The sequence below is a fragment of the Nitrospira defluvii genome (assembly GCF_905220995.1).
GTDB lineage: Bacteria > Nitrospirota > Nitrospiria > Nitrospirales > Nitrospiraceae > Nitrospira_A > Nitrospira_A defluvii_C.
This window is the reverse complement of sequence record NZ_CAJNBJ010000001.1, coordinates 1399096-1411507: the sequence shown is the minus strand read 5'-3', so window position 1 is coordinate 1411507 and position 12412 is coordinate 1399096. Positions and strand designations below refer to the sequence as shown.

Here is a 12412-nt window from a genome sequence, read left to right as displayed (position 1 = left end):
TAGAGGGTAACAAGGCCGGACAGGATCTGTCGAGGGCTCAGGCCATCGCCGGTTCCGGACGATTAGCCCAATGCGGGCGCTGACACGCGATCCAGACCGAACGCCGTGTGGAGCGTGCGCATCGCCAACTCCAAATACTTTTCCTCGATGACGCAGGAGATTTTGATTTCGGATGTGCTGATCATCATGATGTTGACGCCTTCGCGGGACAACACCTCGAACATTTTCGCTGCCACGCCAGAATGCGAGCGCATGCCCACACCGATGAGGGACACCTTGGCGATCGATTCCGTCACTGCAACCGACCGGGCGCCGATCTCCTGCGAGAGAAGCTGGACGAGATCCACGGCCTTGCGCAAATCCGGCTTCGGCACCGTAAACGAAATGTCGGTCATGGAGGCCTGACTGACATTCTGAATGATCATGTCGACGACGATATTGGCGTTCGCGACGGCCCCGAACACTCGCGCGGCAATTCCCGGGCGATCCGGCACCCCGACAATCGTAATCTTGGCCTGATTGCGGTCTCCCGTCACCCCCGACACCATGACCCCTTCCATATCGGCATCTTCACGTGTCACGAGCGTTCCCTTTCCTTCCTTGAAGCTTGAATTAACTTCCACTGGAACGGAATATTTGGCCGCAAACTCGACCGAGCGACTCTGAAGGACTTTCGCCCCAAGACTGGCCATCTCCAGCATTTCCTCATAAGAAATCTTGTCGAGACGACGCGCAGCCGGCACGATGTTCGGATCAGCGGTATACACCCCATCCACATCCGTATAGATAATACAGCGGTCGGCCTTGAGCGCAGCGGCCAAGGCGACGGCGGTCAAATCGGACCCGCCCCGCCCCAACGTCGTGACATCCGAACTGGCATTGATCCCCTGAAACCCGGCTACGACCGGAACGGTCCCCTGCGACAGGGCCGCCTTGATACGGTCGGCCGAGACACGAGAGATTCGTGCTTTGGTGTGGGCGCTATCGGTGTGAATGCCGACCTGCCGACCCGTGAAGGACTGCGCCTGGACCCCTCGACCACGAAGCTCCATCGCCAGCAGTGCAATGGTCACACGCTCCCCTGTCGAGAGGAGCATGTCCAATTCACGCTCATCCGGCGCACTCGTCATCTCATGCGCCAATTTGAGCAACCGATCTGTCTCTCCGCTCATCGCCGACAACACGACGACAACGTGGTGTCCTTCTTTACGGGCTCGTTCCACTCGCTCGGCTACGCGATGAATCCGCTCGACATTGCCGACCGACGTACCGCCATATTTTTGAACGATGAGTGACACAGGTGTTAGGCTCCACGAGGAAAGAGTCGGATCATGAGCTTCGTGGCATCGCGCGGCGCGCTTCCGGCAATAGTCTTGTCCTGCTCGTGGAACCGTGTCGTCGCGCCAGACTGTGGCGCGGCAGCACTATCACAAAGGGCATAGAGGATTGGGGGAGCCGCAGCTCCATGCCCTCGTGACAAACCCGGATCACAGACAATCAGCAATCGATGAGCCGGATACTTGGCCAACGCCGCAAGGACCGGCCCGACCACCTGGGTATCGAAACGTTCGATCGCCCGCACCTTGTCCTGAACATTGGTCGCATGCAGCACGTCATCGGACAAACCGGCATGAAGATAGACAAAATCGCGCTTGGCCAACTCTTGTGTGACTGCAGTGACACAAGCGGAAAACTTCTCCGCTTCCTCACCACCGTCAACAGGCAACTCTGCGGCATCCAATCCCGCACACAACCCGACGCCACGGTGCACGTCGCTCGGCGAGATCACGACGCCAGAGACTTGATACCGTTCCGGCAAGGGCGGCCAGAGAGGGGCACGGCCCTGCCCCCACAACCAAAGACAATTGGCTGGCTTGAGCCCATCCGCCTCGCGTTCTTCATTGACCGGATGGTCACGCAGGATCACAAACGATGCGTCCATAATCTTTCGCAAGACATCGGCTCCATCACCGTTCGGCAACGCCTCGGCAATCGATCGACCAACCAATTCTTGAGGATCCACACAAGCCGCGCGGGATTTGCCCCCCACCCAGACCATGAGATGCCGATGACCGGACCCCGGGTAAAACTGAATGCTCTCCGACCCAAGCTGTTCGTTGACCGCATCCAGCAATTCGCGAGCCTGCTCCGTATCGATGAGGCCCGCCGTCGCATCCTCCATCACGACATGTGGCCCTAACTTCTTGATATCAGCAGCCCGATCCTTGACACCGGTCGAGGACTCGCCACGCACCGTCACCATGGTGCACCGGAACACCACATCTTGCTCACCAACCGTCACCCCCAATCCCGCAGCTTCCAGCGGACCAGGGCCCGGATAGTACTTTTTCGGGTCATACCCCAACACGGCGACGCTCGTGACATCGCTGCCCGCAGCACCCGCGTCTGAGGGAAGACTGAGCAGCCCTACCTCTCCACGTTGGGCAATGTGGTCAAGGAATGGAGTTGACGCCGCCTGAAGCGGGGTGTTGCCACCAAGCTCCGCACACGCAAGATCAGCCATCCCGTCGGCATGCAGGATCAAATATTTCATGCAATGTTCCTGAAGTAATCAGACATGAAGGAGGCGGGCCACATCATCGCGGGTTGCTTTCACCGTTTGAGGCTGACGTGAAATGCCAATCGCCGTATCGGCATCTTTCAAACCATGTCCAGTCAACGTACAGACGACCGTCGTACCTTCCTGTAATTGCCCGGCCTGACTCAACTTAATCACTCCGGCCACGGAGGTCGCAGATGCCGGCTCGCAAAATACGCCTTCTTCGCGAGCCACCAGGGCGTAGGCGTGCAAAATTTCTTCGTCGGTCACCATATCAATGGCGCCGGAGGATTCCTTCACTGCGGTCAACGCCGATTGCCAACTGGCCGGATTGCCGATTCGGATGGCCGTGGCCACGGTCTGCGGCGCTTCAACCACATGACCCAGCACGATCGGTGCAGCCCCTGCAGCTTGAAATCCCATCATGCGAGGCAACCGCGTCGTTTGGTTGGCAGCCCGATATTCACGATACCCGCTCCAATAGGCGGTGATATTACCCGCATTCCCCACTGGAAGTACATGGACCGTCGGGGCATCACCGAGGTCGTCGCAAATCTCCATTGCCGCGGTTTTTTGTCCCTCGATCCGGAAGGGGTTGAGCGAGTTCACCAATTCAACGGGATAGGTGGCCGAAAGCTCTTTCACGATCGTCAAGGCCTGGTCAAAGTTTCCCTCAACCTGAATCACGGTGGCCTGATGCATCATGGCCTGCGACAACTTCCCAAGCGCGATTTTCCCAGCTGGGATGAGCACATACACGGCAATGCCCGCCCGGGCACCATAGGCGGCAGCCGACGCAGAGGTGTTGCCCGTGGAAGCACAAATCACCGCCCGGGCACCGGCTTCCACGGCTTTCGAAATAGCCATGGTCATGCCGCGATCTTTGAACGATCCCGTCGGATTCATCCCTTCATACTTCAGATACAAATCCACTCCCGGTGCGATCTTTTTGGCCAGCCGCGCCGCGCGAATGAGCGGGGTATTCCCCTCCCCCAGCGTGATGACCGGCGTCTGAGCCGTCACCGGGAGAAACTTCCGATACTCTTCGATAATGCCACGCCAACGGCTCATAACCACCTACCCACACTGCCTCCGACCATAGAGGGAATGCGCATCATTCGTCACGCCCCTCCACACGAATCAGCGTCGTCGGCTCGGAGATGTACGGCATCGGATTGATTTCGCGGAGCGCGTTCTGGATATCCCGTTCTTTGGCCATGTGCGTCATGATAACAACCGGCACAGTCTGCCCTTCTTTGCGTCCCTGCTGCAACACGGAGGAAATGCTGATGCCATAATGTCCCAACACCCCGGCAATCTTGGACAAGACGCCCGGCCGGTCCAGGACCATGAAACGGATGTAATACAGCGAAGTGATTTCCTCCATCGGCCGCATCCGCAATGGCCGGCGTTGATCAGGCTGATAAGAGGCCGGTGGCACACGTCCTGTTGCGTTCTTGAGCACGTCGCGCGCGATGGACATCACATCGCTCACGACTGCGCTGCCGGTCGGCATCGATCCCGCGCCACGCCCGTACAGCACCACGTCTTCGACGGCGTCACCGACTAACTGAATCGCATTGTAGACCCCATCTACTTTCGCAATCTGCGAGGCAGACGGCACCATAGTGGGATGCACACGCGCTTCAATTTCTCCATCAGAAAACTTGGCGATCGCCAGCAACTTGATGGTGAACCCGAATTCTTTGGCGTATGCGATATCGAGGGGCGTGAGCGCGGTGATCCCCTCCGTGTAGATTTCTTTGAAATTGACGGGGGTGCCGTACGCCAGGCTGACCATGATCGTCAACTTGTGCGCCGAATCAATCCCAGCCACATCGAAGGTGGGATCGGCTTCGGCATAACCGGCCCGCTTTGCTTCCTCCAGCACCACATCGAACCGCTGCCCCTCGCTGGTCATGCGGCTCAGAATGTAATTCGAGGTGCCGTTGATAATGCCGTAGATCGACTGAATGTTGTTCGCGGCCAGCCCTTCGGTCAACGCGCGGATCACCGGGATGCCGCCCCCGACACTCGCTTCGAATCCAAGATCGATGCCTTGACGGGATGCTGCGGCAAAAATTTCTTCCCCATGCACGGCCAGCAGCGCCTTATTCGCCGTCACCACATGCTTTCCCCGCTGCACCGCATCCAACATGACGCGCTTCGCCACGTCATATCCGCCCATCAACTCGATGACGATATCCACGCGCGGGTCCGTGAGCACCTGCTGAATATCCGTGGTCAACACCCCAGCTGGAATTGCCACCCCACGATCACGGGTAATGTCCAAATCCGCAATGCGAACCAACTTGATGGGCACGCCCACGCGCCGGCGGATCAGTTCCGCATTCTCAGTCAGCACTCGAGCCACGCCGGTACCGACGGTGCCGAAGCCGATCAACCCTACTCCGATCTCAGTCTTCATGGCTCCTGATCATCCAGATTCAACACTTTCCGAATACCGCGAAGGGCCTGGCGTGTACGATGCTCGTTTTCTACTAACGCGAATCGGACGAATTCATCTCCACCTTCTCCGAATCCGATGCCAGGTGACACCGCCACCTTCGCTTCCCGCAACAACAGCTTTGAAAACTCCAACGACCCCATGTGGCGGAACGGATCCGGAATACGGGCCCACACGAACATCGTGGCTCGGGGCAAAGCCACCGGCCAACCGATGCGATTCAGCCCATTCACCAAGACATTCCGACGGTTTTGATACCGCTGCACGACCTCTTTCACGCAGTCCTGCGGTCCATTCAAGGCAACGGTACTGGCGATTTGAATCGGCTGAAAAATACCGTAGTCGAGGTAGCTCTTCAGTTTCGCGAGCGCGCCCACCACTTCACGGTTCCCCACACAAAACCCGACTCGCCAGCCCGGCATGTTGTAGGCCTTCGAGAGCGTGTAAAACTCGACGCCCACATCCTTTGCCTCCGGCACTTGAAGAAAACTCGGCGCCTTGTAGCCGTCGAACGCGATATCCGCATAGGCCAGATCGTGAATCACAATGACATCGTGCTCTTTGGCAAACGCGACGATTTTCTTAAAAAACTCGAGATCGACCACGGCGGTCGTGGGGTTGTGCGGGAAATTGATGACCAAAATGCGCGGACGCGGCAAGGTCTGTCGATAGACCCGCAGCAGATCGTCGAAGAAATCGCTGTCCTGACGCAGCTCAATCCCACGCACTTCGCCGCCCGCAATAATGAAACTGTACATGTGAATGGGATACGTCGGCGTCGGAGTGAGCACGACATCGCCAGGCCCGATCGTGGCCAATGCCAGGTGCGCAAGACCTTCCTTCGAGCCGATGGTGACGATCGCCTCGGTCTCGGGATCCAAGTCCACATCATAGTTGCGCTTGTACCAACCGGTAATCGCATGACGCAGTTTGGTGATGCCACGCGAGGCTGAATAGCGATGATTTTTGGCTTTTCTGGACGCCTCAATCAGTTTGTCGACGATATGGGGCGGGGTGGGCTGATCCGGATTGCCCATCCCGAAGTCGATAATATCCTCACCCCGTTGACGCGCCTCAAGTTTCAGGGTTTGTACTTGGGCAAATACGTACGGAGGAAGTCGTTTGATGCGGTAAAATCCGTCGCTGATCGACATGTCGTTGTCAGGCTCCTACAGGCGGGTCCTCTACTGAACTGGTTCGATCGCCATGCCTCTGAAAGGGGCGTATTTTAATGGAGGCCTCAAAACGAGTCAATTTCACTACAATTCTGGGGAGTTGTGGAGAAGCACGCGGCGCCGACGTCCCATCGAGGGGTCAGAATTCCCTCACCATGGCCGCCTTGCTCCGCCCCATCCTCTTCTGTTAATAATGCCTCACTGACAACAGAATTGTCTATGAATTTCGGCCAGTTCCGAAATCTTTCTCGTGCACCATTCATGGTAATTGCGGAGGCATCATGGCTCGATTGGGCGTCAATATCGATCACGTAGCGACACTGCGACAGGCACGTGGAGGAACAGACCCCGATCCCCTGACCGCCGCCATTCTAGTCGAGTTGGCCGGCGCAGACGGCCTGGTGGTGCACCTGCGTGAAGATCGTCGGCACATTCAAGACCGCGACCTCACCCTGTTGCGAGAGATCGTCCGTACGAAATTGGACTTAGAAATGGCTGCCGATGACGCCATGGCGAAGATCGCACTCAGCGTGAAGCCCGACCTCGTCACACTGGTTCCCGAACGCCGGCAGGAACTCACCACCGAGGGGGGACTGGATCTCGTCAACCATCGCGAACGAATCCAGAAGATCGTCGATCTGCTTCGAGATGGCGGCATCCCCACCAGCCTCTTTGTGGAACCGACGCTCGATCAAATCAAAGCCGCCCACAAAATCGGCGCGGCCTACGTCGAACTCCACACCGGTCGATACGCCAATGCCAAGCGGTCCAAGGAAGAGGATGAGGAATTCGAGGCCATCACCCAAGCGGCCAAGCTGGCTTACAAACTGGGGCTCGGGGTCAATGCCGGCCATGGCCTGAACTACAAAAACGTCAAACGACTGGCCAAACTGCCGGAGATCGTTGAATTCAATATCGGCCACAGCATCATCGCCCGATCCGTGATGGTCGGGCTCATTCAAGCCGTCCGCGAAATGAAGGAACTGGTGAACTAAACAGTCGGACCGGCGGCAATGATCCCTCGCCGCCGCCTGCCCCAGACTGGAACACCACGTGGCACCATGATACCAATCGTAACCGCAGAACAGATGCGCCTGCTTGATGATCAAACGATCACACAAGCCCACGTCCCCTCTCTGGTCCTGATGGAGCGGGCCGGAGCCGGTGTCGTGACTCAGCTTGAAGCCCTGTATGGACCGATGGCCGGAAAATCGGTTGCGATCCTCTGCGGAAAGGGCAACAACGGCGGAGACGGCTTCGTCGTCGCCCGGCTCTTGCGGCGGAAAAAGGCGCGCGTCCAGGTGCTGCTCCTCACCCCACCCTCCGAACTCAGTCGCGACGCGAAGACCATGTATCAACGCTTTCAACGAACGGCCGGTCAGGCAGCCGTGACACGTCCTGTGGATGCTCAGGGCCTTCAGCAACGTCTGAGGACAAGCGACCTCGTCGTGGATGCGATTCTCGGCACAGGACTCTCCACAGGTGTCACTGGTCTCTACCGTGACGCGATCGAGGCCATCAACACGGCCGCACGTCCGACGGTGGCAGTCGATCTTCCCTCGGGCCTGCATGCCGATAGCGGCGCCATTCTGGGCGCGGCCGTGCGTGCAGACCTGACCGTCACCTTTGGATTGCCGAAAGTGGGCCTGTATTGCGGAGCCGGCATCGAGTGCAGCGGCCAGGTCCGCCTGGTCGATATTGGAATTCCAGCACCGTTTGTCGATGCCATCGGAAGCCGGTTATTACTCCTCACCGACCGCGCCGCGCGAACGGCACTTCCCGCCCGCCGTCCATCCTCGCACAAGGGAACCTACGGCCATGTCGGCATCATCGCGGGATCGGTTGGCAAAACAGGCGCAGCGGCCATGGCGGCCCTCGCGGCACTTCGAATCGGGACCGGGCTCGTCACCGCCGCCGTACCGTCGAGCGTCAACGACGTTCTCGAAGCCAAATTGTTGGAAGCCATGACCCTCCCCATGCCAGAGACGAAGGCGCGGACCTTCGCACGGTCAGGCCTTGATCGTCTGCTGGCATTCGCGGGTGCCCGGGATGCGGTGGCCATCGGCCCGGGCCTGACCACCCATCCGGAAACCGTCGAACTCGTGCAAGAATTCGTCAAACGCGTCGACAAACCGTGCGTGCTGGACGCCGACGCACTGAACGCTCTGGCGGGAAAAGCCTCGCTCCTGACGGAATGCAAGCGCCCGCCGATCATCACCCCTCACCCCGGCGAAATGGCCAGATTGGAGGCTGAGGCAACCACGCAGTCCGTGAATGAGGACCGCCTTGGCACCGCCACCAGGTTTGCGCGTGAGCGCGGGGTGTTTGTGATTCTCAAAGGAGCCAGGACAGTGATTGCCAGGCCGGATGGGCTGGCGGCCATCTGCCCCACCGGCAACCCCGGGATGGCCACTGCCGGAACCGGGGATGCCCTCACGGGCATGGTCGGGGGATTACTGGCTCAAGGCCTCTCTCCATGGGATGCCGCCTGCACCGCCACTTATTTTCATGGCCTCGCCGGAGATTTGGCCGCGCAACAATTCGGCCAGGCCGGCATGATCACACGCGATCTCATTCGGCAGATTCCCCATGCCCTTGCGCCAATCACGCACACCTAAACCAAACCGCCCATCCGACTCCTCTCCCCCTGAGGCGCAGGCAGGGGCAGGGCCTATCGGCAAGCCCTGGCACCTCGTCCTTCGGACCCCTCAACAGACACACCGCCTAGGACAGTGTGTGGGTGCCCTTCTTCGTGGGGGAGAAGTCATCGCACTGTTCGGCGAACTGGGGACGGGGAAGACCTCGCTGGTTCGAGGCATGGCCGACGGATTGCTCGCCGACTCCGCTGCCGTCAGCAGCCCAACCTTCACGTTGATCCATGAATACCGGGGCCGCCTTCCCCTGATCCACACCGATTTGTACCGGCTCACCGCCTCCCAACTTGAGGACACGGGTCTTGGCGACTACGTAGACGGACACACCGTTGTCGCAATCGAATGGGCAGATCGATGGAGAGAAGGACTTCCTGCGGATCATCTGGAGGTGCGCCTGAGCCATCACCCGCCTGCCGCACGGCAGGCCCTCCTGACAGCCACGGGACCTTCGTCGGCCCGCCTCCTCGCCGAACTCCGCACCAGCCTCTCCCGGCGTCGTCCCACTAGAGTGGTTCGACAATCCCGTGTACAATCATCTCGGCCAAGGAGGGCCTCGCATTGATCCGATTGATACTGGTGGGAACGCTGCTACTGCTCGCCCTATCGTTTGTGCTCCAGAATCAGGAACAGGAAGTCACCCTACGGTATTTCTTTGGCCTACGCTCCGCCTCCATCCTGATCTATAAGCCGATCTTGGCCGCGTTCGGCGTCGGCCTCCTGGTATCGGGCATCCTCCTCTTTCCCGCCTGGGTCCGCGGGCGCATTGAGCTGCGACGAAAGACTAAGGCCCTGCAGGAAGCGGAGGTGGATCTCGAGCGTCTCCGCCAGGCTCTCGATAAGGCCGCCCGCCGTGTAGGGAGCTCCTCAGACCTTCCCTCCGAGGGAGAACAGACCGATGGGTGAGACCGAGGGCACCCCCTTGATGCGGCAATATCGCGACATCAAGCAAGCCTATCGCGATGCCATTCTGTTTTTTCGAGTCGGCGATTTCTACGAGATGTTTCAGGAGGACGCGGTGGAAGCGTCCAAGCTCCTGTCGATCGCGCTCACCTCTCGCGACAAGTCGAGCGACACGCCGATCCCCCTCTGCGGCGTCCCCTACCATGCGGCCACGAGTTATATCGCGAAGCTGCTGCGTGCAGGCCGCACCGTGGCCCTGTGCGAACAAGTGGAAGACCCCAAACTGGCCAAAGGCCTGGTGCGCCGAGAAGTTGTTCGGCTCTACACACCCGGCACCCTGATCGATAGCGAGTTTCTCCCTGCCGCAGAATCCAACATTCTCGTCGCCGTGGCGACCCGTCTCCGCACGGGCGGCCCGGACAACAAAGGTTACGCCATTGGCCTTGCGACATTAGAGGTATCGACCGGCGACTTCTGGCTGTCTGAATTTCACGGTCCTCGCGCGGAAACGGCTCTCCTGGACGAACTTGCGCGACTGGAACCCAAGGAATTGTTGTTTGCCGAGGGCCCCCCTTCCGATGAACACCAGTGGATGAACGGGTTGACGGGCCTTCGTTGCTGCGCGCAACCCGCCGCCTGGTTTGACCTGGACGCGGGACGCCTCAGGCTGCAGGAACACCTTCGCGTCCATTCTCTGGATGCCTTCGGCTGCCACAACCTGACCCTCGGCATCCAAGCCGGAGCGGCCGTCCTGCGATACGTCCGCGAGACGCAACCAACCGCCTCACTCGACCACATTCGCCAGGTCCGCGTCCGACATCAGCACGATGCCATGCATTTGGACAGCGTGACGATCCGCAATCTGGAACTCGTGAGATCAACAAGCCGCACCGACGAATCATCGGGTCAGTCATCTACGACCCTCCTTGGCGTCTTAGACCGCACCGTGACCGCCATGGGCAGTCGCTTGCTCCGCGAATGGCTTTTGCGACCACTGATTGCTTGCGCCCCCATTGAGGCACGGCTCACTGCAGTCGCAGAGCTCCATCGCCACCTTGATACGAGGGTCCGTCTTCGATCGGCCTTACGCCCCGTTCAAGACATCTCCCGTCTCTGTAGCCGTATGTCTCTTGGCGTCGCAAACCCGCGAGATGTCTTGGCCCTCAAATTGTCGCTCTCCTCACTCCCAGCCATTCACGCCGAGTTGTCGGAGTTGAAGGCTCCGCTCCTGATCGATCTGACCGCGTCGTGGGACAACGCCACCGACTTGTACGAGTTGATCGAGCAAGCCATCGTGCCGGAAGCTCCGGTGTCGGTTCGTGATGGTGGCATTCTGAAGGATGGGTACCATCCTGACGTGGATGAACTCCGCAAGGCCAGTCGCGAAGGCAAAGGCTGGATCGCTAGTCTGGAGACGAAAGAACGCGCCCGGACCGGCATCGAGTCGCTGAAAGTACGATATAACCAGGTCTTCGGCTATTACCTGGAGATTACCAAGGCCAATCTGGGAAAGGTCCCCCCTGACTATATCCGCAAACAGACGCTCGTCAATGCCGAGCGATTCATGACCGCGGAGTTAAAGGAACTGGAGGAACGTGTCACCGGAGCCGATACGAAACTCACCGCCCTCGAACAACAACTGTTCGAGCAACTGAGAACAGAACTCGCCGCTCAAACCGCACGACTACAGGAGATCGGCCAAAGGCTGGCGATTCTGGACGTACTGGCGGCCCTCGCCGAAACGGCCGCGCAACATCGATATGTGCGACCGAGTGTTGATACGGGGCCCGTCCTCCACATCGTCCAAGGTCGTCACCCGGTTGTTGAACGACTCACTCTCTCAGACGGCTTTGTCCCCAATGATACCCATCTGGACCTTCAGACCAGTCGCCTCCACATCATTACAGGGCCCAACATGGCCGGAAAGAGCACCTACCTCCGACAGGTCGCGCTCATTACCTTGATGGCTCAGATGGGAAGCTTCGTGCCCGCCACCGAGGCTCGAATCGGACTCGTGGACCGCATCTTCACTCGCGTGGGGGCCTCGGACAATCTCGCCGCCGGCCAAAGCACGTTCATGGTCGAAATGACGGAATCAGCGCATATTCTCAACTGTGCCACCGCCCGCAGCCTGATCCTTCTCGACGAAGTCGGACGAGGAACAAGCACGTATGATGGATTAAGCATCGCCTGGGCCATCGCAGAATTTATCCAGGCCCCCTCGCGACTCGGGGCGCGCACGCTGTTCGCGACGCACTACCATGAAATGACGCAGCTGGAAGGGTTACGAGAGGGGATTACGAACTATTCTGTGGCCGTCCAGGAACGGAACGGTCACGTGCTCTTTCTGCGCAAGATCATTCCGGGTGGGGCTGATCGAAGTTATGGCATCCATGTGGCTCAGCTGGCAGGCCTTCCAGAGGTGGTGATACACCGAGCCAAAGCGGTCCTGGCACAGCTCGAATCTACAACTTCCTCCCAAGCACCCATTCGCGAAACTCAACAGGCACTGCAATTCGATTCCACCCTGCCTGCGCCTCACCCCATGCTGGAGGAGGTCCGGCAAATGGATCTCTTCTCCATGACACCGCTTGACGCCCTCAATCGACTCGCCGCGCTCCAACAGCGCCTCTTGCAGGAAGAATAGTCTCCCGCT

10 protein-coding genes are annotated in these 12412 nt (G+C 59.1%); 5 read left to right on the top strand and 5 right to left on the bottom strand.

Annotation, left to right across the window (positions count from 1 at the left end; all coding sequences use genetic code 11):
- Positions 1–62 precede the first annotated feature (62 nt).
- The 5 genes from KJA79_RS06870 to alaC are packed head-to-tail and all read right to left on the bottom strand — an operon-like array spanning position 63 to position 6181.
- On the bottom strand, positions 63–1298 hold the full coding sequence (locus KJA79_RS06870; RefSeq protein ID WP_213041239.1) for an aspartate kinase: 1236 nt from the start codon (positions 1296–1298) through the stop codon (positions 63–65).
- 5 nt (positions 1299–1303) lie between these two features.
- Positions 1304–2554, bottom strand: a complete 1251-nt coding sequence (gene apgM, locus KJA79_RS06865) for a 2,3-bisphosphoglycerate-independent phosphoglycerate mutase (RefSeq protein WP_213041238.1) — start codon at positions 2552–2554, stop codon at positions 1304–1306.
- Between the two features lie 18 nt (positions 2555–2572).
- Entirely contained in the window at positions 2573–3631 is a 1059-nt protein-coding gene (thrC, locus tag KJA79_RS06860; protein ID WP_213041237.1) for a threonine synthase, read from the bottom strand.
- A gap of 43 nt (positions 3632–3674) precedes the next feature.
- Entirely contained in the window at positions 3675–4988 is a 1314-nt protein-coding gene (locus tag KJA79_RS06855; protein WP_213041236.1) for a homoserine dehydrogenase, read from the bottom strand.
- Positions 4985–6181, bottom strand: coding sequence for an alanine transaminase (gene alaC / locus KJA79_RS06850; protein ID WP_213041235.1), 1197 nt, complete (start codon positions 6179–6181; stop codon positions 4985–4987). Before alaC ends, KJA79_RS06855 begins: the two co-directional genes overlap by 4 nt.
- Positions 6182–6483: 302 nt before the next feature.
- On the opposite strand from alaC, the gene KJA79_RS06845 reads away from it, so the two are divergent.
- From KJA79_RS06845 to mutS, 5 genes are all read left to right on the top strand, one after another.
- A complete protein-coding gene (locus KJA79_RS06845; RefSeq protein ID WP_213041234.1) occupies positions 6484–7197 on the top strand; it encodes a pyridoxine 5'-phosphate synthase in 714 nt (237 codons plus the stop codon).
- A gap of 66 nt (positions 7198–7263) precedes the next feature.
- Positions 7264–8820 carry an NAD(P)H-hydrate dehydratase gene (locus KJA79_RS06840; protein WP_213041233.1) on the top strand — a complete coding sequence of 519 codons (1557 nt, stop codon included), beginning with the start codon at positions 7264–7266 and terminating at the stop codon, positions 8818–8820.
- Positions 8792–9418, top strand: a complete 627-nt coding sequence (gene tsaE, locus KJA79_RS23300) for a tRNA (adenosine(37)-N6)-threonylcarbamoyltransferase complex ATPase subunit type 1 TsaE (RefSeq protein WP_425518097.1) — start codon at positions 8792–8794, stop codon at positions 9416–9418. Before KJA79_RS06840 ends, tsaE begins: the two co-directional genes overlap by 29 nt.
- Entirely contained in the window at positions 9415–9759 is a 345-nt protein-coding gene (locus tag KJA79_RS06830; protein WP_213041231.1) for a LapA family protein, read from the top strand. Before tsaE ends, KJA79_RS06830 begins: the two co-directional genes overlap by 4 nt.
- Positions 9752–12403, top strand: a complete 2652-nt coding sequence (mutS, locus tag KJA79_RS06825; RefSeq protein WP_213041230.1) for a DNA mismatch repair protein MutS — start codon at positions 9752–9754, stop codon at positions 12401–12403. Before KJA79_RS06830 ends, mutS begins: the two co-directional genes overlap by 8 nt.
- Positions 12404–12412: the final 9 nt, after the last annotated feature.